Here is a 24,994-nt window from a genome sequence, read left to right as displayed (position 1 = left end):
AATTATGAAAAACTATATCAATTGGGCATTACGATTAGTTCCCGCTATTATTTTACTACAAACTTTATTTTTTAAATTTTCGGCGCATCCAGATTCCGTAGCTATTTTTTCTAAACTTCACGCCGAACCATTCGGGAGGGTTTTTTCTGGAGTTTTGGAGCTAATTACTGCTATATTAATCCTAAACCCGAAAACTACTTTCTGGGGAGCATTATTAGGCTTTTTCACAATGATAGGTGCTATTGTTTCACACATTTTTATTTTGGGAATTGAAACCAATAATGATGGCGGAAAATTATTTTATCTTGCCCTCGTCGTTTTTGTTTTTTGTGTAATTCTTTTATTAAAATTTAAAAAAATGAAAATATGAAAAGAAACGAACAAGTTTATGAAATCTTACACCAGATTCTTACCGAGCAACAAGATTTGCTACAAAAAATTTCACCCGAAATATATACTCGAAAAATTTTATCTTTAGATGGTGCTACTATTGGTGGACACACACGTCATATTATCGAATTTTTAGAAATTTTGCTAAATTCTTATTATTCAAGTAAAATAAATTATGACAAAAGGCAAAGAAATTTAGAATTAGAGGAGAAACCCCAAAAAGCCTTGGAAATGATTTCTAAAATACTTTCTGGGATTAATCTTCCGAATAAAAATCTACTATTGCATCAAACCATGGGAAATATTTCTTTGGAAATCCCAACTAATTTTTACAGAGAAATGGTGTATAATATTGAGCATTGCATTCATCATCAAGCATTGATAAAAGTAGCTTTAAATGAAATGGAGGCAAATCATTTAATCAATAAAAATTTCGGAATCGCTCCTTCTACTATTCAATACAGGGAAATTCAAAACATAAATTAAATGTGTACTGTCACTTATTTTCCGCTAAAAGACAAAATTATCCTCACTTCTAACCGAGACGAGAAGCCTCATCGTTCTGCCCAAGAAATTCATACCGAAAACGGTGTTTTTTACCCAAAAGATGCTGCAAAAAAAGGGACTTGGTTTATCGTTTCCGAAAGTGGAAATGTTATTATTTTGTTGAACGGAGCTTTTGAAAACCATAAAAAAGAAGCTGAATATAGAAAAAGTCGTGGATTAATTGTCTTAGATTTAATTTTTAAGAAAAACTTATTTACAACCTTACAAGATATTGATTTACAAAATATTGAACCTTTTACTTTAGTCATTTTTCAGCAAAACAAACTTGCAGAATTTCGTTGGAATGGTTCTGAAAAACATTTTACAGAGCTAGATAACAATCGTTCATACATTTGGTCTTCAGCTACTTTGTATGATGAAAATGCAAGAGGAAAAAGAGTACAGATTTTTCAAAATTTTCTGCAAAAGGACAATATTTCTGAGGAAACGGTTTGGAGTTTCCATCATCAAAAAACCAATGATTTGGAAAACGGAATCACCATCAAAAGGCAAAACACCATACAAACCATTAGTACCACACAGGTAATTATTTCTGATGAAATTATTCTGAAACATCAAGATAGGCTCAATACACATTCAAAACCAGAAAAAATCTTATTGAAAAATGAATTTAAAACTTCGCTTTCATAAAATAGTACATTGGGAATATTGGTCTGTCTATTCCATTTATATGCCACTTCTCCCGGTTTGGCTGTATTGTGCATTCAAAGCAAGAACACTTCTGTTTTTCCATGGAGCAAATCCATCCATAAAATATGGCGGAATGGCAATGGAAAGCAAAAAAGAAATTTACGATTTGATTCCCGAAAACTGGATTCCAAAAACTATTTTCGCTTCATCAGAAAGTAACTTTAAGGAAGTTTTAAATAGTCTCAAATTACAAAAATTAGAGTTTCCCATTATTGTAAAACCCAATATAGGACTGAAAGGTTTGGGCGTTGTTGAGATAAAAAACGCAGACGAATTAGAAAATTACTATAAAAATAGTGACTATGATTTTTTGATTCAGGAAAAAATAAATTTCAAAAATGAAGTGGGTATTTTTTATCATCGATTTCCTGATGAAAAAACCGGGAAAATTACCGGAATGGTAAAAAAAGAATTTCTCTATGTAAAAGGAAATGGTAAAAAAACTTTGAAAGAACTTGTGATAGAAAATCCCAGAAGTGCATTTCAAATCAAAGCTGTAGAAAATGAAATGAAAAACGAAATGCAGAAAATAGTTCCTGAAAATGTAGAAATTATTTTAGTGCCCTTCGGAAGTCATACCAGAGGAGCAAAATTTATAGATATTTCAAATGAAATTACAGAAAATTTAGTAAAAAAAATAGATGAAATATGTACCAATGTAAATGGTTTTTACTTCGGAAGACTAGACGTAATGTATGAAAATTTAGAACAACTAAAAGACGGTAAAAGCTTCAAAATTATAGAAATAAATGGAGCCAAAAGCGAACCAACACACATGTACGACCCAAAACACTCCCTCTTTTTTGCTTGGAAAGAAATTGCAAAACACTGGAAAATAATGGCAAAAATAAGCAGGAAAAATCACAAAGCAGGTTTTCCTTACCTCAATATTAAAGAAGGTTTTTTAGCTTTAAAAAACAATCAAACAATAGAAAAAAAACTGAGAAAAATTTCTTTGGTTGATTAATCTGTAAAAAACAATTACTTTTGTAACTCTAAAAATTTAAAAATGAAGAAATTTTTGCTCTTGTTTTTCGCAGTTGTATCTCAACTCTTTTTTTCACAAATAGAAAAACACGTAAAGCTAAATTATGATATAAAATCTATTGGTGAAAACCAATACGAAGCCATTATCACTGCAAAAATAGACAACGGTTGGCACATTTACTCCAAAGATATAGACCCAGAAGTTGGCGCTATTCCTACGGAAATAAAAATCGCTTCTAAAGACATAGAATTGATAGGAAAAGCTACCGAAACTGGCAAAAAAGAAACCTCTTTTTCCGAAGCTTTTGGTGCTGATCTTACCACGCTATCTGGAAATGTAATTTTTAAGCAAAAATTCAAACTCAAAAATCCTGAAAAAGGAAGTTCCGTAGCCGCTGAATTTACCTATCAAACGTGTAATGATAAGGTTTGTCTAGCACCAGAAACTTTAGAATTTGAGAAAAAAATAGAAGGTACTGTTGCCACAACTACAGAAACAAGCACCGAAGAAACCCTTACAAAAGACAGCACAAAAACTACAGAAAATGCAAGTCTTACAACCACATTAAAGGAAGAACAACACGAAGGAATTAAGGTGAATAGTTTGGATTTCAAAAATCCATTAACTGACTGCGGAACCAAAACTACAGAAAACAGAGAAAACAATCTTTGGATTTTTATTTTAGGTTTTATCGGTGGATTAATTGCATTGCTTACACCGTGCGTCTTCCCAATGATTCCTTTAACGGTTTCGTTCTTCACCAAAGGACAAAAAGACAAAGCAAAAGGCAAAAGAGATGCTCTTCTTTATGGATTTTTCATTCTTTTAATTTTTGTATTATTAAGTGTTCCTTTTCATATCATTGATGGAATTTCGGGGAACATTTTTAATCAAATTTCTACCAATATTTGGTTAAATTTATTCTTTTTTGCAATTTTCTTATTCTTTGCATTAAGCTTTTTTGGATACTATGATATCACATTACCAAGTTGGGTAGCCAATAAATCTGCAAAAGCCGAAGAAGCTGGCGGTTTGATTGGGATTTTCTTTATGGCTTTAACCTTGGTCATTGTTTCATTTTCTTGTACTGGACCAATTTTAGGAAGTTTATTAGGAAGCGCTGTTACGGGTTCTGCAAATGTTCCGATGTTATTAACCTTTGCTTTAGCAGGATTTGGTTTAAGTTGGGCAATTGTTTTCGGACTATTGGCATTATTTCCGCAAGCGTTACAAAGTTTGCCAAAATCTGGCGGCTGGATGAATACTGTAAAAGTAGTTCTTGGCTTCGTAGAATTAGCTTTAGCATTGAAATTCTTGTCAAAAGCAGATTTAGTTTCTAAAACATTCTTACTAAAACGTGAACTCTTCATCGCGATTTGGATAATTATTACCATCGGTTTAGTGCTTTATTTATTTGGAAAAATCAGATTTCCACACGATGATAAAAACCAAAAAATTTCTGTCACTCGAAAAATCTTTGGAGTTTTAGGAATAGGATTTTTAGTATATTTAGTTCAAGGATTAGTTCCTGCAGAAAGACCAAAATTACAGATGCTTTCAGGGATTTTGCCTCCAATTAATGTGAGCTATCTTCATGATGAAAAAGACGGAATTCTAGGAATGCATCCAGAACATGATTATTTCAAAGCGATAGCATTAGCGAAGAAAGAAAACAAACCTGTTTTAATAGATTTCACAGGTTATGGTTGCGAAAATTGTAGAAAAATGGAGGAATTTGTGTGGAGCGAACCTGATATTCTGCCAACTTTACAAAACGAAGTCATTCTCGCTTCTCTTTATGTAGACGACAAAGAAGAATTGCCAGAAGCAGAACAAACCAAAGTAGATTTAGGAAACGGACAAATGAAACGTATTAAAACCATAGGTGATAAATGGAGCATGTTCCAACAAGTGAATTTTAATAATAATTCTCAACCGCATTACGTTTTGGTAACTCCAGAAGGAAAAGTGATTAACACTCCTGTTTCTGGTTATATGCCGAAAGAAGATTTCAAAAAATTCTTAGAATGTGGAATTGAATTTTATAAAAAACAGAAATAGAATTATCAATTCTTTATCAATAAAAAAGCTTTCAAAATTTTGAAAGCTTTTTTTTTTTTAGTCAAGAGAATAGTAAAACGAATTTTTATTTTGCCAATTCTTCGTTTACCGTTTTGGTATTGATTCCGTTGGTTACATTTTTTATTCCGTTATATTCTAGAATCGCTTTCGCTTGTCCGCTTCTGTTTCCTGTTCTACAAAAAACAATTACAGATGGTTTTCCTTTGAATTCATTCAATCTACTTTCTACTTCATCAAGCGGAATATTCACTGCTCCTTTTACACTTCCTTCTGCAAATTCTTGTGGCGTTCTTACATCTACCAAAAATGCCCCGTTTGTAACTTGTTCTTTAATTGAAACTTCTTTTTGGGCTTCAGTTTGAGCATTACTTTCTGCAGGTTTAGGAGAAGAACACTGCGTTCCTAAGATTACTAAAACTCCTAAGCTCAATATTGATATTAACTTTTTCATTATTTTCTATTTTTTACAAAACTATTTCATTAGCGATAGTTCTTATGTAACAAAAGTTACAATAGCAAATTTTGGTTTTGAATAATTTCGCGTTCGATAATTCAGAAAGAACATGCTTCAAAAAAAATTACTTCTTCAACTCCTCTTTTTAGCACTCGCTGTTTTATCTTTTTCACCACTTGTTTCTCCGCCAATTGCTTTATTATTCGGAATTCTTTTTGTGAATATATTCGGGAAAGTTCTAGAGACAGATAGTTTTGTCAAAAAATTATTGCAATATTCTATTATTGGATTAGGTTTCGGAATTAACCTGAACACCGCAATAGAAGCAGGAAGTCAAGGTTTTCTTTTTACTGTTTCTACGATTGCTTTGGTCATGATTTTCGGCTTATTTTTAGCCAAAATTTTAAAAATTGACAAAACCATTGCTCAACTCATTTCTGCAGGAACTGCAATCTGTGGAGGAAGCGCCATCGCAGCAGTTGCACCCATTTTAAAAGCCAATAACAAACAAACTTCTGTAGCATTAGGAATTGTTTTTGTTCTAAATGCTGTTGCGCTGTTTATTTTCCCAGAAATTGGGCATTTTTTTAACTTAAGTCAAAATCAATTTGGCATTTGGAGCGCTATCGCCATTCACGATACAAGTTCTGTAGTTGGCGCTACAAGTAAATACGGTAACGAAGCATTACAAATTGCCACCACTGTAAAATTAGCAAGAGCTTTATGGATTATTCCGTTGGCTTTTCTTATTTCTATTTTTACCAAAAGTGAAGGGAAAATTAAGATTCCTTATTTCATTGGTTTCTTTGTTTTAGCGATTTTAGCAGGAACCTACCTTCCTTTTTTACAAAATTTCAATTCTATCATTTCTGAAATTTCCAGAGACACACTGAAGGTTGCTCTTTTCTTAATTGGAGCAGGATTATCTTTACAAAATCTCAAAAATATAGGTATTAAGCCTCTTCTTTTAGGAATTATCCTTTGGATTTTCATTTCTAGTATTTCACTTTACGCTGTTTTAGAATTTTTGAAGTAAATATCGGTAGAATAAAAAGTTTGGTTTAAATTTGTTTTCAATCAATACAAATTAATTCGATAACCATGAAGAAACTATTTTTTATTCCTTTGATGCTCATCGCTTTCTCGTGCAACAAAACCGGAGAAAATAATGCTAAAGATGTAGACAGCACTAAGATTATTGATTCCATCAATGCGGTGAGAATGAAGTACAATGACAGCATCAGAGCATTGAACAACAAAAATAATTTTGGCGATTTAAGCGGAAAACATAAACTTACTTTCGTATCTGATGATGGCGTTTCATTAACTGGAACCGTGAATTTCACAAAAATCATGAGTGATGGTTACGAAGTAAAAGGAAATGCAAAATCTGGAAAAAATATACTCATCATTGACGGAAAAGCTGATAGAGTGTCACCAAAACACATCAATTTTTACGGAAAAATCACACAAACCATCAATGGTAGAACAGAATCTAAGAGCAATAGCAATACATTCAGAGATGAAGGAAAAGGAGAATTCTTTAGACTTCAACAGAAAATAAACGCTCAAGGTTTTGTAGATTACATCGATATTTGGAAATAAGTTGAGGTAAAGGTAAAGGCAAAGGTAAAGGTTGAAAAATTTGAAATCTTTAATCTCGTATCTCAAATCTCTCATCTAAAAAATTAAAAATTATGCTACATCACGAAATTTCAGGAAACGGCAAAAAACCATTGGTTTTACTTCATGGTTTTATGGAAAACACAACCATCTGGGACGAGATGGAAGCTCATCTTTCTAAAGATTTCACATTGATTAAAATAGATTTACCTGGACATGGAAAATCTAAAGTTTATCAAGAAATACACACCGTAGAATTGATGGCAGAAAAAGTAAAAGAAGTAATTGATGCTCTAAAATTAGAGAAAATCAATTTGCTAGGACATTCTTTGGGAGGTTATGTTTCTTTGGCTTTTGCAGAAAAATTTCCTGAAATTTTAGAAAGTATGACTTTATTTTTTTCGACTACAGTTGCAGATGATGACGAAAAAAAGCAAATCCGTAAAAGAAGTATTGCCGTAATTGATGAAAATTTTGAAACTTTCGTCAAAACTTCTATCCCCAATCTTTTTAGCAATAATGAAAAAGATATTTTAGAAGGCAAAATAGAATTGGCGAAAAACATCGCAAAATCTACTGATAAGGAAGGCGTTAAAGCAGCTCAATTAGGAATGGCAGAAAGACCAGACCGAACTGAAATTTTAGAAAATTTAGATGCCAAAATTCTCATCATTGCTGGGAAATATGACAATGCTGTAAAAACCGAAAATCTTCTCAAAATCATTCCTGAAAAGACCAACATCAAAACGTATGTTCTCGATTGCGGACACAACGGACATTGGGAAAAACCAACGATTTGTGCAGAAATTATCAATACGGAGTTGTTTCATAATTTACCGAAACATTTTTTACTCTAAATTCTAGAGCAACTCTAGATTTTCAACAACCACTTTTCCGCCATAAACGATACAAAGTATAGAGGAAATAATCACCAAACTGGCTTGTAACTTAGAAAATCACCGAAAAACATGCTGGAAAATTCATTATGAAAAGTGCTTTTGGTGGAAAACGCGTGGTAAATCCTTTAATTGGTGAGCAATTGCCTAGGATTTGCTAAGAAAAAGAATTAACAAGACTTACTTTGACGCTTAACTACTTTAACTTTGACAAAAAATTATGAAAAAGAAAATTACAATTGAAGAAATTTTAAATGGTCTTCCTGAAAATAATTTGTTTATTGATGTAGAATTAAAAAGTGTTAAAAACAACATTTCCCTTCTTAATAGAATATATTCAGAAGGCCTTTTATCAAAACTATTGGATGAGTATTTTGCTTACCGTAAGAAAACCACTAATTATTACAAAATAATTGAGTTTTTACAAACAATCAACAATTATATTTCATTATTAGAAGGAAACGATTTTTCTGGTAATTTCATCAATATTAATGATGACAATTTAGATATTGAATTTGAAAAACTAAAATATAAATTTAATTATGCATTTGAAAACACCACTTATGAATTCTTCTAATTGTAAATATCTTCCTATCTATATTATCAGAATCAACTTACACGACAATAAAGAGAAAATAAAAGATTTTTATAAAAATAATGAAATTGCAATATTGGTAAACCAAGATAATGAAAAAGAATATTGGAATTATTTATACCAAAGTAATAATGTTACAAAGAGGCCAAAAAACATTCAATTTATCCAGCGATGGAAAAAAATGGAGGAAGTTTTACAAACTTCTGATATTTTAGTAATTGCAAAATATTTAGGCGAGAAGAAAACTAAAATTGCAAAAATTAGCAAAAACACAAAATCTATACAAAGAGGAAAAGAAAATGAATATAAAATTTACAAATTAGAAGATGTTAAAGAGTTTGAAAATTTAGAATACCCAATATTAAATAGCATCATTCCGCATCAAGTTACGTTAAGTCCAGTAAAACAGCGAGAAGAATTAATACATTGGCTTTTTTCAGAGGAAAAATACGAAAAACCAGAAATTTCATTAAAAAACATCTCTCCAAACCTTGTTGAATTAATATGCTTAGAATGGTTGCGTTCTAATCTCGCTCCCCAAGATTATAAAATTCAATTTCAATTTTTAAAAACTGGCGGAAATTATGCTGATGTAGATGTTTTTGGACAAACATCTAACGGTAAAAATATTGCTTGTCAAATTACTAATTCCAATAAAAAAAATTTGCTTTTAGAAAAATCAAAAAAATTAAAAGATTTTGTTTCTGATATTAAAATTTTGTTCTGTGACGATAAAGATTTTTTATTTCAAGGAATCGAAACTATCTCAATAAACAAGGTTTGGAATGATTTAAAAAACGATAAAAGATATTTTGAATTTTTAGAGTTTTTAGTTTACAATTAATTCTTAAAATCCCTCTTCTTCAATTTTTTCTTTAAAATCTTCAATGGTTTCGTGGATATTTTTAAAATATTTACCTCCAGAAGCATTGATATGTCCACCACCGTGGAAATGTGCTCTCGCAAATGCATTGGTATCTACATCGTCTTTGCTTCGGAAAGAAATTTTGATGAAATCTTCATATAAATCTTCCATGAAAAAAGCAGACATTTTAGTTCCTGCAATACTCAATCCGTAGTTTACAAAACCTTCTGTATCGCCTTTTTCGAAGCCAAATTCTTTTAATTCGTCACGTTTTAAATAAAGAATCGCCACTTTTCCATCTTTTACCAATTCTATTCTTCCTAAAATCAACGACAGAAGATGTAATCTAGAAACCGTATTAGTATCCCAAGTATTAGACGTAATCATAGAAGGATCAGCGCCTTTTTCTATTAAATTCGCTACAATTCTATGTGTATCTGCAGAAGTAGAACGAAAACGGAAACCTCCAGTATCAGTCATAATTCCTGTGTAAAGACATTCTGCCACATCTTGATTTACCAAATCCTCTTTTCCCAAAGCTTCAATGAAATGATACACCATCTGACAAGTTGCGGGAATACTGGTATTAGAATACACAAAATCGAAATGCTCTGGTTGCTGATGATGGTCTATCAAGATTTTTTTCGCCCAAGATTTCGTGAGCCAATCTCCTAACATTCCAATTCTAGAAGGAGCATTAAAATCTAAACAAAAAATTACATCTGCATGATAAATTGCTTCGCCAGCAATTTTACGTTTATACTCTGCGATGACTATTTTTTTTGCTTCGGGCATCCATTTTAGAAATTTCGGGAAATCATTTGGAACAATTACCGTAGCATCAACTCCTAAATTTTTAAGAAAATGTTTTAAACCAAGACTACTCCCTATTGCATCACCATCTGGATTGTAATGCGTGATAATCACTACATTTTTATTCGGTTGCAAAAGGCTTTTGATTTCTGTAAGTTGGTTTTCTGTAAACATTGTAAAAATTTATGGTGCAAAGATAATTTTTTTACTCCAAAATCTCGAAACCTCAAATATGATGTTTGAACACTCAATATTTATAAAATGATTTTCATAATCATATTAAACAGAATTAGAAGGCTTTTAATCCTAAAAATCACTTATAAGCACTCTTTGAGAAAAGTTTTATCTCATAGATTCAAAAAAAAACTTAATTATTTCTAAAAATTAATTTGCAGAAAATAAAAAAAAACATATCTTTGCAACCTCAAAAAGAAGAATAATTACGGACCCATTATAAATTGAAGTAATGAAAAGAACATTCCAGCCATCAGAAAGAAAGAAAAGAAACAAACACGGTTTCAGAGAAAGAATGTCTACTCCAAATGGTAGAAGAGTATTAGCTGCTAGAAGAGCAAAAGGCAGAAAGAGATTAACTATTAGCGACGCAAGAGCTAAGAGATAATAATTTCTTTTGATTTTATTATAAAAGACATGCTTGGAAATTTACTTTCCGAGCATTTTTTGTTGTTAAAATTTCCTTAAAATTTAGGATAAAAAAAAGGTTTTCCTTATTTTTGAAAGTTGATAAAAAAGTAAGCCTTATTATCAACCAGAAAAAATCAACCATCATTTATAATCATTATGCCACATCATAACACCTACGGAGAAGATATTATTACGCTGCAAGACGCGAAAATTGTACAAAAAAACTTTACCGTTTTATCTCATGTGAATTTACACATTAAGAGAGGTACTTTCTGCTACCTTATTGGTAAAACAGGTTCTGGAAAGAGTTCATTGTTAAAAGTTTTGTACGGACACTTGCCTCTAAAAGAAGGAAACGGAGAAGTAGTAGGATTTGATTTACAGAAATTAAGAGCATCAGATATTCCTAACCTTAGAAGAAGACTAGGGATCGTTTTTCAAGATTTTCAATTGTTAACAGATAGAAGTGTAGAAAGAAATCTACGTTTCGTACTAGAAGCTACTGGCTGGAAGGATAAAAACCTGATGGACGACAGAATAAACGAGGTTCTAGACAGTGTAGACATGAAAACGAAAAAACACAAAATGCCTCACGAACTTTCTGGCGGTGAACAGCAGCGTATTGCTATTGCAAGAGCTTTACTAAATCATCCAGAATTGATTCTTGCAGACGAACCTACTGGAAACCTAGACCCAGAAACTTCTAACGATATTATGAATTTACTGAAAAAAGTATCTTTAGAAAGAAATTGTGCAGTTTTAATGGCAACTCACGATTACCACATGATTCAAAATTTCCCTGGAGAAGCGATTAAATGCGAAGATGGCGGAGTTAAGGTAATGAATACCGTAGAACTTTTTGAATAATATTATTTTCCAAAAACGTGAAACTCTTTGGTGAGTTCTAAATATTGGTCCGAGTATTTTCTCGGACTTTTTTCTATCGTAAAATCAAGGGCTTCCAATGCTGATTTTTTCTTAGAAAATTCTAAAACATTTCGTTTTAAAGAACCGTTTTCAATACCGAAAATATTTATTTTTCTTACTAGATGTACATCAAAATATTCAGCTATGTTTTCAAATTCTTGTGCAGATTCCGAAGGAATAATTACCGAAAAAATTCCTTCTGAAGATAAAATTTTCGAAGCTTTTTTTATTAAATTTCTAAAAGTAAGTTCTACTTGCTGTCTCGCTAATACATCTTTCACAGAATTATTTTCCTCAAAAAATGGTGGATTACAAACCACAAAATCATATTCTTTTTGCGATGCAAAAGTTTTAAAATCTTGATGAAAAATCTGCAATCTTTCTGAAAATGGAGAATTTTTAAAATTTTCTTGAGCCAATTTCACCGCATCTTCATTTAAATCTAAAGCTGTAATTTTAGCATTTGCATTTCGCTGAGCGAGCATTAGAGAAATCAAACCTGTCCCAGTTCCAACTTCCAAGATTTTCTGAGCGTTTTCAACTTGACACAAAGCTCCCAACAATACACCGTCTGTTCCTACTCGGAAAACATTTTTATGCTGTAAAATATCAAATTTTTGAAATCGAAAAGGTTTCATTTTAAAGAAATTCTCAATGAGAAAAGTAAAAAAGTTAAACGTTTGTTGGAAGAATGATGGTGAATTTGGTTCCTTTTCCTTCTTCGGATTTCACGGAAATTTCGCCTTTATACTCTTCTATCATTTTTTTGACCATGGTCAAACCGAGTCCCATTCCAGAATTTTTTGTGGTAAAATTAGGCTCGAAGATTTGCTCTAATTTATCTTTAGGAATACCAATTCCGTTGTCTTCTATAACGATGATGATTTTCTTATTAAAAAGCTCTGCATCTATATTGATGATGGATTTTCTTTGTTCAGAAACTGCTTGTTTTGCATTGGTAATCATATTGGTGAAAATCCTAGAAAGATAAATTCTATCCATTCTCACCGGCATCATATCTTTATTCGCATGGAAATAAATATTACCATCATCATTGAAAACTCTTACCAAATTTTCTAATTCTTCTTTTAGATTAAAAGATTCATCATTTTTTGGCGGCAACTTGGCAAATTCTGAAAAAGCACTTGCTACAGTAGCTACTAAATCGATTTGATCTACCAAACTTCGACTTAGATTTCTGACTTTTTGGTCAATTTCTGGGTCATTTTTATCAAATTTTCTCTCAAAATTCTGAATGAGCAACTTCATTGGAGTGAGCGGATTTTTCACTTCGTGGGCAACTTGTTTTGCCATTTCTCTCCATGCTTCTTCTCTTTCTTTATTAGCCAAAAGCATTTTTTGATCTTCAATTTGGTAAATCATTTTGTTATAAGATTTTACCAAACCACTTAATTCATCATTTTGAAAATACTTAATCGGTTTCATTTCTCTACCAAAAAGCGTAGTTCTGGTAATGAGTTCTGAAATTCTGGTAATGGTTTTGGTCAAATTTTTAGAAATCACCCAACTTAGCCAAATACTCAACAAAATGAGGAAAAGATTGACCAAAATAATGTACTGAACATATTTATTAAATGCACCTGCATAAATATTATCATTGTGATAAAAAGGAAAATACACAATCGCAATAGGCTCTAACATGTTATTCCTAAGAATCATATAAGAAGAGGTGACATTACTGCCCACTTTTTGATCGTATTCTTGTACATCTACTCTTTTGTCAGACTCCAAAACATTCATTAACGTTTCATGAGGAATTTTTTTCTGTGCTACAAGATTCAGTTCTTTATTGGAAACTAAATAATTACCTTGTAAATCATAAAGAATTACATCATGTTTATTGATATCCGAAATCTCGTAAATTTCGTTTTGGAGAATATTGACTAAATCTTTGCCTTGAGTAATATTAGTATGGCTTACTGCGTAATCTAGCGTTTTCATTAATGCTTCAAACTTATTTTGCATTTCTGTAACGCTCTGTTCATCTGTAGATTTTTTGATGATAAGATAAGACATAGCTGTAGAACCTATGATACTGAAAAAACAGACTACCATAAATCCTATAAAAATTTTAGTCCTTAAGCTATAGCTATGTAATGCCATGTTTTATCTCTTCATAAGCTTGGCTACATATTTTCCAATAATATCGAATTCTAAATTTACACGGTCTCCCACTTTTAAAGTATTCATATTGGTATGTTCCCAAGTGTACGGAATTATCGCCACAGAAAACTGATTTTCTTTGCTATCAGCAACAGTCAAACTAATTCCATTTACAGTAATAGAACCTTGCGGAACTGTGGTAAAAGAACCATCTTCTTCGTAAGTGAATGTTAGATAATAACTTCCGTTAATATTTTCGATAGCAACAATTGAGCCAGTTTTATCTACATGACCTTGTACGATATGACCATCTAACCTGCCTTCCATTTTCATACAACGCTCTAGATTTACTACGCTCCCTACTTTTAATTCGCCCAAATTGGTTTTTTCTAGCGTTTCATTAATCGCTGTAACCGTGTACAAATCACCATCAATAGACTCCACTGTAAGACAACAACCGTTATGCGCTAAACTCTGGTCTACTTTAAGTTCTTGTGTAAAAGGACCGCTAAAAGTAAAGACAACATTAGTCCCTTGTTTTTCCAATTTTTCTACCTTTCCTGTCGCTTCAATTATTCCTGTAAACATATTTTGTTTATATAAGTTAAAGTTTAAAAATATTAGATTAAAGATTTATAAATTAAAAATCACTAAATTTGTGACAATCTATTTTAAAATTCAAAGATAATTAAAAATGAGTTCTAAACACCACAAAATTAAGGTAGGAATTTCAGTAGGCGATTTTAACGGAATAGGCGTAGAAATCATCCTAAAGGCACTGAAAGACAAAAACATTACTGACTTTTTCACTCCAGTAATTTTCGGTTCTGGAAAATTATTTTCTTACCAAAAGAATGTGTTTAAGATTAACACCACTTTTAATTATGTACAAAGTGCCAAAGAAGCCGCTAATGGAAAACTCAACATTGTCAATCTCTGGAAAGACAATGTAAATGTAGACTTCGGTACGCCTACTGAAGAATCTACTAAAATGGCTATAGATTCTCTAGAAGCTGCTACAGATGCTTTAATGAAAGGAGAAATAGATGTTTTGGTAACCGCACCAATCAATAAAGACGAGATGATGAAGCAAGGCTTCAAACATGCTGGTCATACTGGTTATTTTGAAGAAAAATTCGGCAAGAAAGGACTTATGTTCCTCGTTACCGAAAAATTAAAAGTTGCAGTTTCTACCCATCATATTCCTGTTTCAGAAATTTCTAAAAATATTTCTAAACAAAAAATAAAGGAACAAGTAAGAGTTCTCAACCAATCATTGATTGAAGATTTCTGCATCCAAAAACCGAAAATTGCTATTCTAGGCCTTAATCCTCATGCTGGAGACGGCGGTGCAATTGGCAAAGAAGAAATAGAAATTATAGAACCTGCTATCAAAGAATTATTTAACGAAGGAATTTTAGCTTTTGGCTCTTTCCCTGCAGACAGTTTCTTCCAACCAGAGAAATACAGTTCATTTGACGCTGTTCTAGCAATGTATCATGACCAAGGATTAGCTCCTTTTAAAACATTAGCTTATGAAGAAGGCGTAAATTACACTGCTGGATTGCCTTTCATAAGAACTTCGCCAGATCATGGTGTAGCGTATGACATTGCAGGGAAAAATTTAGCAGATGAGCAATCTTTTTCTGAGGCTATTTTTACAGCGATTAAAATTTTTAAAAATAGAAATGAGTATCAAGACCTCATAGAAAGCCGCTTGAAACCAAGAGTTTTAGCTCACGACAATGGTATAGATGAAGATTTACCAGAAGAAAATGAATAAAACTTTTGTTATTTAAAAAAATTAACTTATTTTTGCACACCATTTTTTATGGACAAATTTAGAAATTATGACGTAGCATTTTCAGGGCTTAAGACTGGAAAGCACGAATTTAAATTTGAAGTAGAACAAGCGTTCTTTGATTTATTCGAGACTGAACAAGAGTTTTCAGGCGCTAAAATAGACGTAGATGTACTATTAGAAAAGCACTCTACATTTTTAGATTTCCTGATTAAAATCCACGGAACAGTAAATTTAGTTTGTGACATCACCAGCGAAACATTTACTCATCCTATAGAAAACGAAATAAAATTCTTGGTAAAATTCGGAGAAGAATATGATGATAGTAATGAAGAAGTAATTACCATCCCACAAGGAGATAGTGCTTTTAACATTTCTCAGGCAAGTTACGAAGCAGTAATATTATCTATTCCTATGAAAAAAATCTCTCCTAATGTAAAAGAAGAAGATTTTGAACTCATCGAAAAATTCAGTCCCAAAGAAATTGAAGAAGAAGAAACCCACGAAATAGATCCTCGTTGGGAAGCTTTGAAAAAATTAAAAGACAAAAAATAGAAATCTTACATAAAGTTTAAAGAATTACAAAATGGCACATCCTAAAAGAAGACAGTCATCTACTAGAAGAGATAAAAGAAGAACTCACTACAAAGCTGTGGTTCCTCAATTAGCAAAAGATGCAACTACAGGTGAATTACACTTGTATCACAGAGCACATTGGCATGAAGGAAAACTATACTACAGAGGAAAAGTAGTATTAGAGAAACAAGTAGAAACTACTGAAGACTAATTAAGAAAAAGCGTAGCTTTTTTCTTTTCGATAAAAAAACCATTCTCTTTTTATGAAAAATTGAATGGTTTTTTGTTGTTTTATTACTATATTTGAAGCCGTAAAAAATTATATATATGGACTCTAAAGAATTATTAAATCTTATAAGATTCGTAGCAAAAGCTGGTGTTTCTGAAGTGAAATACAAAACAAAAGATTTCGAAATCAACATAAAAACTCCACTTGCTGGTTGTGAAGCAGTAAGTTATGTACCTCAACCTGTAGCTTATCAAGCTCCTGCTGCTGCACCAGTTGCCGCTCCTGCTGCTGCACCTGCTGCCGAAACAAAAACTGAATCAACTTCTGATGACAGCAAATACATCACCATCAAGTCTCCTATGATTGGTACTTTCTACAGAAAACCATCTCCAGACAAAGATGTATTCGTAAATGTAGGTAGTGAAGTGAAAAATGACACAGTAGTTTGTGTAATCGAAGCAATGAAATTATTCAACCAGATTGAAGCAGAAGTTTCTGGTAAAATTGTTAAAATTTTAGTAGATGACGCTTCTCCTGTAGAATATGACCAACCGTTATTCTTAGTAGACCCATCATAAGTAATTTTAAATTATAAATTATAGATTTTAAGTGAATCTTTTTCATTTTAAAATAATTTAAAATTCAAAAATTTAAAATTTAAAATTTCTAAAAAGATGTTCAAAAAAATATTAATTGCCAATCGTGGAGAGATTGCTATGAGGATTCTTCGTACTTGTAAAGAGATGGGAATCAAAACGGTAGCAGTTTACTCTACTGCAGACAAAGACAGCTTGCATGTGAGATTTGCAGACGAAGCTGTTTGTATAGGACCACCTGTAAGTAAAGATTCTTATCTTAAAATTTCTAATATCATTGCTGCTGCAGAAATTACCAATGCTGATGCTATCCATCCTGGTTACGGATTCTTATCAGAGAATGCAAATTTCTCAAGAATTTGTGAGAAAAATGGAATAAAATTCATTGGTGCTACTCCAGAGCAAATAGAAAAAATGGGAGACAAAGCTACGGCTAAATCTACCATGAAGGAAGCTGGTGTTCCTTGCGTTCCTGGTTCTGATGGCTTAGTTCCTAACTATGAAACCGCTGCTAAATTAGCCGAAGAAATTGGCTATCCTGTAATGATTAAAGCTACAGCTGGTGGTGGTGGAAAAGGAATGCGTGCTGTTTGGAAAGCAGAAAATCTAAGAGATTTATGGGATTCTGCTGTACAAGAAGCTACTGCAGCTTTCGGAAATGGAGGTATGTATATGGAAAAACTTATTGAAGAACCAAGACATATCGAAATTCAAATTGCTGGAGACCAATATGGCAATGCTTGTCACCTTTCAGAAAGAGATTGCTCTGTTCAGAGAAGAAACCAAAAATTAACTGAAGAAACTCCATCTCCATTCATGACCGAAGAATTGAGAGAAAAAATGGGAGAAGCTGCTGTAAAAGCTGCAGAATATATTGGTTATGAAGGTGTAGGAACTATAGAATTCTTAGTAGACAAACATAGAAATTTCTATTTCATGGAAATGAATACCAGAATTCAAGTAGAGCACCCTATTACTGAACAAGTAGTAGATTTTGACTTGATTAGAGAGCAAATTTTATTAGCTGCTGGCCAACCAATTTCTGGCAAAAATTACTATCCAAAATTACACTCTATAGAATGTAGAATTAATGCAGAAGATCCTTTTAATGACTTCCGTCCAAGTCCTGGAAAAATCACTGAATTGAATATTCCTGGAGGTCACGGAGTAAGAGTAGACACTCACGTTTACAAAGGATATACCATTCCTTCTAACTACGACTCTATGATTGCTAAAATCATCACTACAGCACAGACTAGAGAAGAAGCAATTGCAAAAATGAAACGTGCATTAGAAGAATTCTATATTGAAGGTATTAAAACCACAATCCCATTCCATAGACAATTGATGGAACATCCTGATTATCTTGCAGGAAACTACACCACTAAATTTATGGAAGATTTTGTAATGGATAAATCTTACGAAAACATTATTTAAAATGTTTTAAATAAATGAAAAAGTTGTCTTGAAAAAGGCAACTTTTTTTTTTGAAAAATTCTAAAATTAAAATGTAAATTTGTAAAAATTCAATAATACATTTATGTCTACAAAAAACGCTCAATATTATATAGATTTAGAAGATAAACATGGTGCTCACAACTATCATCCGCTTCCTGTTGTATTAGAAAAAGGAGAAGGTGTATATGTTTGGGATGTAGAAGGGAAACAATATTTTGATTTTCTATCAGCATATTCTGCAGTAAATCAAGGACATTCTCACCCCAAAATTGTAAAAGCACTTACAGAACAAGCTCAGAAACTTTCTCTTACCTCTAGAGCGTTCTACAATTCAAACTTAGGAGAATACGAGAAAAAAATCACTTCGCTTTTCGGATTTGACAAAGTTCTCCCGATGAATTCTGGTGCAGAAGCCGTAGAAACTGCCATTAAACTTGCAAGAAAATGGAGTTACGAAGTTAAAGGAATTAAAGATGGTTATGCTAAAATCATCGTTTGTGAAAATAACTTCCACGGAAGAACTACCACGATTGTTTCTTTTTCTAATGACAAAGATGCACACAATAATTACGGACCATTTACACCCGGATTTTTAAGAATTCCGTATAACGATATTGAAGCATTAGCCAAGGTTTTAGAAGATGAAGCACAACACATCGCTGCATTTTTAGTAGAGCCTATTCAAGGAGAAGCTGGTGTTTATGTTCCAGATGAAGGATATTTAAAAAATGCTTCAGAATTGTGTAAAAAACATAATGTTCTTTTCATTGCTGACGAAGTTCAAACGGGTATTGCTAGAACAGGAAAATTAATCGCTTGTCACCATGAAAATGTACAACCAGATATTCTTATTTTAGGAAAAGCACTTTCTGGAGGAATGTATCCAGTTTCTGCTGTTTTGGCAAATGATAACATTATGCAAGTTATCCATCCTGGTCAGCATGGTTCTACTTTTGGAGGGAATCCATTAGCTTGCGCAGTTGCAGTAGCTGCCCTGGATGTAGTAGAAGAAGAAAAATTATCAGAAAGAGCAGAAGAATTAGGAAAATTTTTCCGTGCAGAAATTCAAAAAATCATTTCAAAAACAGATTTGATTTATCACGTAAGAGGAAAAGGCTTATTGAATGCTATTTTGGTGAATGACACTCCTGAATCACCTACTGCATGGAATCTTTGTATGCAATTTGCCGAAAATGGTTTATTAGCCAAACCTACTCATGGCAATATTATAAGACTAGCCCCACCATTGGTAATTACCAAAGAACAACTGTTAGAATGTGTAGCCATTATAGAAAAAGTAATCTTGAATTATAAAAAATAAAAAAAATCCCGAGCATTTGGACTGCCCCCAAAAAGTTAGACACTTTTTAGGGGTATTTTTTATGGGAAAAAGTAAATATTCATTAGACTTTAAATTAAAAGCTATAAAGAGATATCACAAAGGGGATATTGGAACAGACGATTTAGGAAAACGCATTGGAGTTTGTGGTTCATTGGTTCGTAAATGGATAAAATTTTATGAACTTTATGGAGTTTCAGGACTTGTTCGGCTTTCCAATACGCATTACACAAAAGATTTTAAATTAAAGATTTTATCAGTAATTGAGAAAGAGAATTTAAGTTTAAAAGAAGCGTCGAGAAGGTTTAATATTCCTGCGGAGTCCAGTATTCTTAGTTGGCAGCGTAATTACAAAAAAAATGGTATTTTAGGTTTAGAAAACAGACCCAAAGGAAGACCTAAAACCATGAGTAATTACAAGCGAAAAAAAAAGAAAACAGGCAAGCCCTTAACAAGGGAGGAAGAACTGTTGGAGAGGATTTATTATTTAGAAGCCCAGAACGCCATTTTAAAAAAGTTAGACGCCTTAATTCAGGAAAGGAAAAATCCAAAGCCATCGAAGAGTTAAGGCAGGACTTTGATTTAGCAGTACTACTGCATTGTACATCGATGGCAAGAAGCAGTTTTTATTACTATCAAAAACGCTTTCAAATGAAAGATAAATATGCGGAAATAAAAGAAATGATTAAGCAGATTTATCATCGTCACAAAGGAAGGTTGGGCTATAGAAGAATTACTTTGCTTTTGAAAGAAAAAGGAATTTTGATTAATCACAAAACTGTTTTACGACTTATGAAAATATTAGGTTTAAAGAGTATTATCCGAGTGAAGAAATATAAATCTTACAAGGGAGAGCAAGGGAAAATTGCGCCCAATGTTCTACAGAGGAATTTCAAATCGGACGCTCCTAATCAGAAATGGGCAACCGATGTTACAGAGTTTAATGTATCGGGTAATAAACTTTACCTATCTCCAATCATCGATTTATTTAATGGTGAAATTGTCAGTTTTGACTTATCTGAAAGACCTGTGTTTAGCCAAATCATCAGAATGCTAAAGAAATCATTCAGAAAAGTAAAATCTACACAGAACATCATTCTACATTCTGATCAAGGTTGGCAATATCAAATGAAACATTACCAAAACTTGTTAAAAGAAAAAGGTATTATTCAAAGTATGTCCCGAAAAGGAAACTGTTTGGACAATGCGGTGATAGAAAACTTTTTTGGAACGATAAAATCAGAAATGTTTTATACCAGAAAGTTTGGTTCCATTCAGGAACTTAAGATCGAAATAGTGAAGTACATTCACTATTACAACAATGATAGAATAAGACTCAATCTCAAAGGAAAGAGTCCGGTACAGTACCGAACTCTTTCCTTTGAGAATATTGTTTAATTTTGTCTAAACTTTTGGGTGCAGTCTATTTTCGGGATTTTCTATTTTAATTTCTTTCGTAATCGTCTTGTATTCTTACGATATCATCTTCTCCAAAATAAGTTCCAGTTTGTACTTCTACAAAAACCAAAACTTTATCACTGCGATTCTCTATTCTATGTTTAGCTCCTTGAGGAATAAAAATACTCTGCCCATATTGTAAGAAATTTTCTTCCCCATCTAATACTACTACCGCCTCTCCTTCTACGATTGTCCAAAATTCTTGACGATGATGATGGTACTGATAAGAAAGTCTTTGATTAGGCAAAACTTCTATTCGTTTTAATTTAAAATTAGGCTCATCTTGCAATACAAAATATTTTCCCCAAGGTCTTTCTCCAATTTCTAGCATACTTTTAAATTTAAATTAGAATGCAAAATTAAGAAATAAAAATTTTAGGTGCTGTATAATAATCAGAAAACTATAAAAATCGTAAATTTGCAACTTAAAAATTCTAAAAAATGAGCAAAGTAAGAGTGCGTTTTGCACCAAGTCCAACCGGACCTTTACATTTAGGTGGAGTAAGAACAGCGTTATATGATTATCTTTTTGCTAAAAATCAAGGCGGAGATTTCGTGCTAAGAATAGAAGATACAGATACAGCAAGATATGTAGAAGGTGCAGAAGAATACATTATGAAAGCTCTAGAATGGTGCGGCATAATTCCTGATGAATCCCCTATTCACGGAGGAAAATACGGACCTTATAGACAATCAGAAAGAAGAGATATTTACGACAAATACACCGCTGAAATTCTGAAAACAGATTATGCGTACATTGCTTTTGACACTACAGAAGAACTAGAAAAAGTAAGAGCAGAATACGAAGCAAAAGGCGAAGTTTTTTCATACAATAATTTCACCAGAAACAGTATGAGAAATAGTCTTACACTTTCTGAACAAGAAACTCAGGAACTCATCAATCAGAACGTTCCTTATGTAGTAAGATTTAAAATGCCGATTGATAGAATTGTAAATCTAGAAGACATCATCAGAGGAAAATCTTCTGTAAACACCAATACTCTAGACGATAAAGTTTTGGTTAAAAATGATGGAATGCCAACTTATCATTTCGCCAATATTATAGACGACCACGAAATGGAAATCACCCACGTCATTCGAGGTGAAGAATGGCTTCCTTCAATGCCTTTACACGTCTTATTATATGAAGCAATGGGTTGGACTGCTCCAGAATTTGCCCACCTTTCTCTAATTCTAAAACCAGAAGGAAAAGGAAAATTAAGCAAAAGAGACGGTGCAAAATTTGGATTCCCAGTTTTTCCAATGAATTTTTATGACGAAGCAACTGGCGAAACATATAAAGGTTACAAAGAAGAAGGTTATTTGCCAGAAGCTTTTGTAAATTTCTTGGCACTTTTGGGCTGGTCGCCTTCAGATGACAAGGAAATCCTAAGTCTAGAAGAAATGGCTGCAGAATTTGATTTGCATAAAGTTCACAAAGCGGGCGCAAGATTTTCTAAAGAAAAAGCAGATTGGTTTAATCATCAATATCTTCAAAAACAGTCTAATGAAAAGCTTTTAGAAAGTTTTAAAAATTTAGAAGAAACCAAACACATCAATCTTTCAGACGAAACTTTGTTAAAAATCATTGGTTTAATGAAAGAAAGAGCCACTTTCGTGAAAGATATTTATACTCAAGGAAAATTTTTCTTTGAAGCACCTTCTTCTTACGATGAAAAAGCGGTAAAAAAAGCTTGGAACGAAGAAACAGCTTCCATCATGACAGAACTTTCTGAAAAATTAAACACTACAGAATTTAAATCCGAAATTTTGAAGGAAGAAATTCATCATTTAGTAGAAGAAAAAGGTTTAGGTTTTGGGAAAGTTATGATGCCACTTAGACTCGCTCTAGTAGGGGAATTAAAAGGACCAGACGTGCCAGATTTATTAGAAATTTTGGGCAAAGAAGAAAGTTTAACAAGGCTAAAATTAGCCATAGAAAAAATAAAATAATTCTTTCAAACAAGAAATTTTACTACATTTGGAGGATTAATTCTAAACAAAAATGGAATATTTAGATTTTGAATTACCAATTAAGGAGTTAATGGAACAATACCAAACTTGTTCTTTAGTTGGTGAAGAAAGCGGTGTAGATATGAAATTGGCTTGCAGCCAAATTGAAGACAAAATCATCGAAAAAAAGAAAGAAATCTACGGAAATCTTACGCCTTGGCAAAGAGTTCAACTATCACGTCATCCAGACAGACCCTACACATTAGATTTTATTAATGGAATTGTAGACAAAGATAGTTTTGTAGAATTACACGGTGATAGAAATTTTGCTGATGATCCTGCAATGGTAGGTGGTCTTGCAAAAATAGACGGTCAAAGTGTAATGATTATCGGAACTCAAAAAGGAAGAACTACAAAGGAAAGACAGCACAGAAGATTCGGGATGAGTAACCCTGAAGGTTACAGAAAAGCGTTAAGATTAATGAAATTGGCAGAAAAATTCAGAATTCCTGTGATTACTTTCATTGATACTCCTGGAGCTTATCCTGGTTTAGAAGCCGAAGAAAGAGGTCAAGGTGAAGCCATTGCTAGAAACATCTATGAAATGTGCCAAATGAAAACGCCTATTATCACCATTATCATTGGAGAAGGTGCTTCTGGTGGTGCTTTAGGAATTGGTGTAGGAAATAAGGTATACATGCTAGAAAACACTTGGTATTCTGTAATTGCTCCAGAAAGTTGCTCTTCTATTTTATGGAGAAGCTGGGAGCACAAAGAAACTGCTGCCAATGCATTAAAACTTACTCCACAAGATATGCTGAAAGAAAAAATCATCGATGGTATTATAGAAGAACCACTTGGTGGAGCTCATTATGATCCACAAGTTGCATATAATAATGTGAAGAAAAATATTTTAACCAATATTAAATCTCTCAAAAATTTCACTGGTGATGAATTAGTAAATCACAGACAAGAGAAATTTATTGCAATGGGTAGATTTGTAGGTTAATTTTTCTTAAAATTGACTAGTCCTAAAAAACCGATACATATTATAGGACAAAAATAAATAATTAAACCAAAGTAAAAACGTTTTTGCTTTGGTTTTTGTTTTTATAGGTTTTGATTTTTAATTTTTCTTGTTTGTGCATTTGGTTCGGAGTAAGATAATGATTAGAAAAATGAGGCCTTAATTCATTATAAATTTTAATGGATTCGTCTACTATTTTTCTTTTGATTTTTGTTTCGACATCAAATTTATCAATATCAAATTCTTGTTTTAAAATTCCGTTTATTCTTTCTGCAACTGCATTTTCATAAGGGTCAGAGTTTTGTGTCATACTACAGCTAATGTTATTTTTTTCTAAAATTTTCTGATATTCATCACTGCAATATTGCAATCCTCTGTCAGAATGATGAATTATTGATTTTTCTTTCAAATTAGTATGGTTGACAGCCTTCTTTAATGCCAGTAAACTTCCTTCTGTCGCTAAGTTTTCAGAAACATGATGCCCTACAATTTTCTTGGAATAAGCATCAGTTATCAAGCTCAAATAACTTGGCTTTTTCCTATTTCCGATGTAGGTAATGTCGGCTACCCAAACTTGGTCAGGTTTTGTAACTTGATAATCTGACACTAAATTTTTATGCTTTCTAAAGCGATGATGGGAGTTCGTGGTAACGTGGTAACTCCTTTTGGGTATTATTAATAAATGGTTGGCCCGTAAAATATTAAAAAATTTATCCCTTCCAATTTTTAGCTCTTTTAAAGGTTCGCTTAATAAAAAATACAGTTTCCTTCCGCCAAGTTTTGGCATCTTTATTCGGATATCTTCCACTAAATCCACCACTTGTTCTGCTTTATTCCTACAGGCTTTACTACGCTTTGTACTTCTATAATAGACTTGTCTATTCCAACCAAACAATCC

The 24,994-nt window shown here is 32.5% G+C and carries 28 protein-coding genes; 21 read left to right on the top strand and 7 right to left on the bottom strand.

Annotated elements, in window-relative coordinates:
- Positions 1 to 4 precede the first annotated feature (4 nt).
- The 5 genes from EB819_RS00315 to EB819_RS00295 are packed head-to-tail and all read left to right on the top strand — an operon-like array spanning position 5 to position 4,696.
- Entirely contained in the window at positions 5 to 370 is a 366-nt protein-coding gene (locus EB819_RS00315) for a DoxX family protein (protein WP_069797880.1), read from the top strand.
- Positions 367 to 876, top strand: a complete 510-nt coding sequence (locus EB819_RS00310) for a hypothetical protein (protein WP_069797878.1) — start codon at positions 367 to 369, stop codon at positions 874 to 876. The genes EB819_RS00315 and EB819_RS00310 overlap by 4 nt, the downstream gene beginning before the upstream one ends.
- Positions 877 to 1,587 carry an NRDE family protein gene (locus EB819_RS00305; RefSeq protein ID WP_069797876.1) on the top strand — a complete coding sequence of 237 codons (711 nt, stop codon included), beginning with the start codon at positions 877 to 879 and terminating at the stop codon, positions 1,585 to 1,587.
- Positions 1,562 to 2,614, top strand: a complete 1,053-nt coding sequence (locus EB819_RS00300) for an ATP-grasp domain-containing protein (RefSeq protein WP_069797874.1) — start codon at positions 1,562 to 1,564, stop codon at positions 2,612 to 2,614. Before EB819_RS00305 ends, EB819_RS00300 begins: the two co-directional genes overlap by 26 nt.
- A gap of 42 nt (positions 2,615 to 2,656) precedes the next feature.
- Positions 2,657 to 4,696: a protein-disulfide reductase DsbD family protein gene (locus EB819_RS00295; protein ID WP_069797872.1), complete on the top strand. Its 2,040-nt coding sequence runs from the start codon at positions 2,657 to 2,659 to the stop codon at positions 4,694 to 4,696.
- A gap of 85 nt (positions 4,697 to 4,781) precedes the next feature.
- Here EB819_RS00295 and EB819_RS00290 read toward each other — a convergent pair whose 3' ends face one another.
- On the bottom strand, positions 4,782 to 5,168 hold the full coding sequence (locus EB819_RS00290) for a rhodanese-like domain-containing protein (protein WP_074650944.1): 387 nt from the start codon (positions 5,166 to 5,168) through the stop codon (positions 4,782 to 4,784).
- A 112-nt stretch (positions 5,169 to 5,280) separates the two neighbouring features.
- On the opposite strand from EB819_RS00290, the gene EB819_RS00285 reads away from it, so the two are divergent.
- The 5 genes from EB819_RS00285 (at position 5,281) to EB819_RS00265 (ending at position 9,129) form a co-directional block, all read left to right on the top strand.
- A complete protein-coding gene (locus EB819_RS00285) occupies positions 5,281 to 6,207 on the top strand; it encodes a YeiH family protein (protein WP_069797870.1) in 927 nt (308 codons plus the stop codon).
- 65 nt (positions 6,208 to 6,272) lie between these two features.
- Positions 6,273 to 6,776 (top strand): hypothetical protein, encoded by a 504-nt coding sequence (locus EB819_RS00280; protein ID WP_069797868.1) that lies wholly within the window; start codon positions 6,273 to 6,275, stop codon positions 6,774 to 6,776.
- A gap of 92 nt (positions 6,777 to 6,868) precedes the next feature.
- Entirely contained in the window at positions 6,869 to 7,651 is a 783-nt protein-coding gene (locus tag EB819_RS00275) for an alpha/beta fold hydrolase (protein WP_069797866.1), read from the top strand.
- Between the two features lie 259 nt (positions 7,652 to 7,910).
- The gene (locus tag EB819_RS00270) at positions 7,911 to 8,267 is read left to right on the top strand and encodes a hypothetical protein (RefSeq protein ID WP_069797864.1); all 357 of its coding nucleotides are present in this window, start codon (positions 7,911 to 7,913) and stop codon (positions 8,265 to 8,267) included.
- A complete protein-coding gene (locus EB819_RS00265) occupies positions 8,254 to 9,129 on the top strand; it encodes a hypothetical protein (RefSeq protein ID WP_069797862.1) in 876 nt (291 codons plus the stop codon). Before EB819_RS00270 ends, EB819_RS00265 begins: the two co-directional genes overlap by 14 nt.
- Positions 9,130 to 9,132: 3 nt before the next feature.
- On the opposite strand, the gene EB819_RS00260 is transcribed toward EB819_RS00265, so the two are convergent.
- Positions 9,133 to 10,137: a DHH family phosphoesterase gene (locus EB819_RS00260; RefSeq protein ID WP_069797860.1), complete on the bottom strand. Its 1,005-nt coding sequence runs from the start codon at positions 10,135 to 10,137 to the stop codon at positions 9,133 to 9,135.
- A gap of 292 nt (positions 10,138 to 10,429) precedes the next feature.
- Between EB819_RS00260 and rpmH the strand changes: the two genes are divergently transcribed.
- Positions 10,430 to 10,585, top strand: coding sequence for a 50S ribosomal protein L34 (rpmH, locus tag EB819_RS00255; RefSeq protein WP_069797858.1), 156 nt, complete (start codon positions 10,430 to 10,432; stop codon positions 10,583 to 10,585).
- A 179-nt stretch (positions 10,586 to 10,764) separates the two neighbouring features.
- On the top strand, positions 10,765 to 11,475 hold the full coding sequence (locus tag EB819_RS00250) for a cell division ATP-binding protein FtsE (RefSeq protein ID WP_069797856.1): 711 nt from the start codon (positions 10,765 to 10,767) through the stop codon (positions 11,473 to 11,475).
- 2 nt (positions 11,476 to 11,477) lie between these two features.
- Here the strand turns inward: EB819_RS00250 and EB819_RS00245 are convergent, their stop codons facing one another.
- From EB819_RS00245 to EB819_RS00235, 3 genes are read right to left on the bottom strand one after another with little or no spacing between them, the layout of a single operon-like run.
- Positions 11,478 to 12,173 (bottom strand): tRNA1(Val) (adenine(37)-N6)-methyltransferase, encoded by a 696-nt coding sequence (locus EB819_RS00245; RefSeq protein ID WP_069797854.1) that lies wholly within the window; start codon positions 12,171 to 12,173, stop codon positions 11,478 to 11,480.
- Between the two features lie 34 nt (positions 12,174 to 12,207).
- Positions 12,208 to 13,611, bottom strand: coding sequence for a sensor histidine kinase (locus EB819_RS00240; RefSeq protein ID WP_245993174.1), 1,404 nt, complete (start codon positions 13,609 to 13,611; stop codon positions 12,208 to 12,210).
- Between the two features lie 51 nt (positions 13,612 to 13,662).
- Positions 13,663 to 14,247, bottom strand: a complete 585-nt coding sequence (locus tag EB819_RS00235; protein WP_069797850.1) for a riboflavin synthase — start codon at positions 14,245 to 14,247, stop codon at positions 13,663 to 13,665.
- Between the two features lie 106 nt (positions 14,248 to 14,353).
- On the opposite strand from EB819_RS00235, the gene pdxA reads away from it, so the two are divergent.
- The 7 genes from pdxA to EB819_RS00200 all read left to right on the top strand — a co-directional run bounded on the left by pdxA (position 14,354) and on the right by EB819_RS00200 (position 21,056).
- Positions 14,354 to 15,442: a 4-hydroxythreonine-4-phosphate dehydrogenase PdxA gene (pdxA, locus tag EB819_RS00230; protein WP_069797848.1), complete on the top strand. Its 1,089-nt coding sequence runs from the start codon at positions 14,354 to 14,356 to the stop codon at positions 15,440 to 15,442.
- Positions 15,443 to 15,490: 48 nt separating this feature from the next.
- On the top strand, positions 15,491 to 16,015 hold the full coding sequence (locus EB819_RS00225) for a YceD family protein (RefSeq protein WP_069797846.1): 525 nt from the start codon (positions 15,491 to 15,493) through the stop codon (positions 16,013 to 16,015).
- Between the two features lie 31 nt (positions 16,016 to 16,046).
- Complete coding sequence (rpmF, locus tag EB819_RS00220; RefSeq protein ID WP_069797844.1) at positions 16,047 to 16,247, top strand: 50S ribosomal protein L32; 201 nt, start codon at positions 16,047 to 16,049, stop codon at positions 16,245 to 16,247.
- Between the two features lie 116 nt (positions 16,248 to 16,363).
- Positions 16,364 to 16,843, top strand: coding sequence for an acetyl-CoA carboxylase biotin carboxyl carrier protein (gene accB / locus EB819_RS00215; RefSeq protein ID WP_069797842.1), 480 nt, complete (start codon positions 16,364 to 16,366; stop codon positions 16,841 to 16,843).
- A gap of 96 nt (positions 16,844 to 16,939) precedes the next feature.
- On the top strand, positions 16,940 to 18,298 hold the full coding sequence (gene accC, locus EB819_RS00210; protein WP_069797839.1) for an acetyl-CoA carboxylase biotin carboxylase subunit: 1,359 nt from the start codon (positions 16,940 to 16,942) through the stop codon (positions 18,296 to 18,298).
- A 103-nt stretch (positions 18,299 to 18,401) separates the two neighbouring features.
- Positions 18,402 to 19,640: an ornithine--oxo-acid transaminase gene (rocD, locus tag EB819_RS00205; protein WP_069797837.1), complete on the top strand. Its 1,239-nt coding sequence runs from the start codon at positions 18,402 to 18,404 to the stop codon at positions 19,638 to 19,640.
- Between the two features lie 61 nt (positions 19,641 to 19,701).
- Positions 19,702 to 21,056 (top strand): IS3 family transposase gene (locus EB819_RS00200; RefSeq protein ID WP_124878624.1). Its coding sequence is split into 2 segments (ribosomal slippage): positions 19,702 to 20,176 and positions 20,176 to 21,056, totalling 1,356 coding nucleotides; the frame shifts between segments, so codons are not numbered across the junction.
- A gap of 46 nt (positions 21,057 to 21,102) precedes the next feature.
- On the opposite strand, the gene EB819_RS00195 is transcribed toward EB819_RS00200, so the two are convergent.
- Positions 21,103 to 21,447, bottom strand: a complete 345-nt coding sequence (locus EB819_RS00195; RefSeq protein WP_069798819.1) for a phosphomannose isomerase type II C-terminal cupin domain — start codon at positions 21,445 to 21,447, stop codon at positions 21,103 to 21,105.
- 110 nt (positions 21,448 to 21,557) lie between these two features.
- Here EB819_RS00195 and gltX point away from each other — a divergent pair, with 110 nt between their 5' ends.
- Both gltX and EB819_RS00185 read left to right on the top strand, forming a co-directional pair.
- Positions 21,558 to 23,069, top strand: coding sequence for a glutamate--tRNA ligase (gene gltX / locus EB819_RS00190; protein ID WP_069798821.1), 1,512 nt, complete (start codon positions 21,558 to 21,560; stop codon positions 23,067 to 23,069).
- Between the two features lie 52 nt (positions 23,070 to 23,121).
- The gene (locus EB819_RS00185) at positions 23,122 to 24,078 is read left to right on the top strand and encodes an acetyl-CoA carboxylase carboxyltransferase subunit alpha (protein ID WP_069798823.1); all 957 of its coding nucleotides are present in this window, start codon (positions 23,122 to 23,124) and stop codon (positions 24,076 to 24,078) included.
- A gap of 61 nt (positions 24,079 to 24,139) precedes the next feature.
- Here EB819_RS00185 and EB819_RS00180 read toward each other — a convergent pair whose 3' ends face one another.
- A complete protein-coding gene (locus tag EB819_RS00180; protein ID WP_069798824.1) occupies positions 24,140 to 24,991 on the bottom strand; it encodes an IS3 family transposase in 852 nt (283 codons plus the stop codon).
- Between the last annotated feature and the right edge of the window lie 3 nt (positions 24,992 to 24,994).

Source organism: Cloacibacterium normanense, from assembly GCF_003860565.1.
Classification (GTDB): Bacteria; Bacteroidota; Bacteroidia; order Flavobacteriales; family Weeksellaceae; genus Cloacibacterium; species Cloacibacterium normanense.
Note: the sequence above shows the minus strand (reverse complement) of the source record. Positions and strands in the feature narration are given on the sequence as shown.

Excerpts from the sequence above, each read along its gene's own strand:
- EB819_RS00305 (WP_069797876.1), top strand. The coding sequence starts at position 877 with ATGTGTACTGTCACTTATTTTCCGCTAAAAGACAAAATTATCCTCACT.
- EB819_RS00265 (WP_069797862.1), top strand. The coding sequence starts at position 8,254 with ATGAATTCTTCTAATTGTAAATATCTTCCTATCTATATTATCAGAATC.
- EB819_RS00310 (WP_069797878.1), top strand. The coding sequence starts at position 367 with ATGAAAAGAAACGAACAAGTTTATGAAATCTTACACCAGATTCTTACC.
- EB819_RS00275 (WP_069797866.1), top strand. The coding sequence starts at position 6,869 with ATGCTACATCACGAAATTTCAGGAAACGGCAAAAAACCATTGGTTTTA.
- EB819_RS00225 (WP_069797846.1), top strand. The coding sequence starts at position 15,491 with ATGGACAAATTTAGAAATTATGACGTAGCATTTTCAGGGCTTAAGACT.
- EB819_RS00250 (WP_069797856.1), top strand. The coding sequence starts at position 10,765 with ATGCCACATCATAACACCTACGGAGAAGATATTATTACGCTGCAAGAC.
- rpmF (WP_069797844.1), top strand. The coding sequence starts at position 16,047 with ATGGCACATCCTAAAAGAAGACAGTCATCTACTAGAAGAGATAAAAGA.
- EB819_RS00300 (WP_069797874.1), top strand. The coding sequence starts at position 1,562 with ATGAATTTAAAACTTCGCTTTCATAAAATAGTACATTGGGAATATTGG.
- EB819_RS00185 (WP_069798823.1), top strand. The coding sequence starts at position 23,122 with ATGGAATATTTAGATTTTGAATTACCAATTAAGGAGTTAATGGAACAA.
- rpmH (WP_069797858.1), top strand. The coding sequence starts at position 10,430 with ATGAAAAGAACATTCCAGCCATCAGAAAGAAAGAAAAGAAACAAACAC.
- EB819_RS00285 (WP_069797870.1), top strand. The coding sequence starts at position 5,281 with ATGCTTCAAAAAAAATTACTTCTTCAACTCCTCTTTTTAGCACTCGCT.
- EB819_RS00280 (WP_069797868.1), top strand. The coding sequence starts at position 6,273 with ATGAAGAAACTATTTTTTATTCCTTTGATGCTCATCGCTTTCTCGTGC.
- accC (WP_069797839.1), top strand. The coding sequence starts at position 16,940 with ATGTTCAAAAAAATATTAATTGCCAATCGTGGAGAGATTGCTATGAGG.
- EB819_RS00245 (WP_069797854.1), bottom strand. The coding sequence starts at position 12,173 with ATGAAACCTTTTCGATTTCAAAAATTTGATATTTTACAGCATAAAAAT.
- EB819_RS00235 (WP_069797850.1), bottom strand. The coding sequence starts at position 14,247 with ATGTTTACAGGAATAATTGAAGCGACAGGAAAGGTAGAAAAATTGGAA.
- EB819_RS00240 (WP_245993174.1), bottom strand. The coding sequence starts at position 13,611 with ATGGTAGTCTGTTTTTTCAGTATCATAGGTTCTACAGCTATGTCTTAT.
- rocD (WP_069797837.1), top strand. The coding sequence starts at position 18,402 with ATGTCTACAAAAAACGCTCAATATTATATAGATTTAGAAGATAAACAT.
- EB819_RS00290 (WP_074650944.1), bottom strand. The coding sequence starts at position 5,168 with ATGAAAAAGTTAATATCAATATTGAGCTTAGGAGTTTTAGTAATCTTA.
- pdxA (WP_069797848.1), top strand. The coding sequence starts at position 14,354 with ATGAGTTCTAAACACCACAAAATTAAGGTAGGAATTTCAGTAGGCGAT.
- accB (WP_069797842.1), top strand. The coding sequence starts at position 16,364 with ATGGACTCTAAAGAATTATTAAATCTTATAAGATTCGTAGCAAAAGCT.
- EB819_RS00195 (WP_069798819.1), bottom strand. The coding sequence starts at position 21,447 with ATGCTAGAAATTGGAGAAAGACCTTGGGGAAAATATTTTGTATTGCAA.
- EB819_RS00315 (WP_069797880.1), top strand. The coding sequence starts at position 5 with ATGAAAAACTATATCAATTGGGCATTACGATTAGTTCCCGCTATTATT.
- EB819_RS00295 (WP_069797872.1), top strand. The coding sequence starts at position 2,657 with ATGAAGAAATTTTTGCTCTTGTTTTTCGCAGTTGTATCTCAACTCTTT.
- gltX (WP_069798821.1), top strand. The coding sequence starts at position 21,558 with ATGAGCAAAGTAAGAGTGCGTTTTGCACCAAGTCCAACCGGACCTTTA.
- EB819_RS00260 (WP_069797860.1), bottom strand. The coding sequence starts at position 10,137 with ATGTTTACAGAAAACCAACTTACAGAAATCAAAAGCCTTTTGCAACCG.
- EB819_RS00270 (WP_069797864.1), top strand. The coding sequence starts at position 7,911 with ATGAAAAAGAAAATTACAATTGAAGAAATTTTAAATGGTCTTCCTGAA.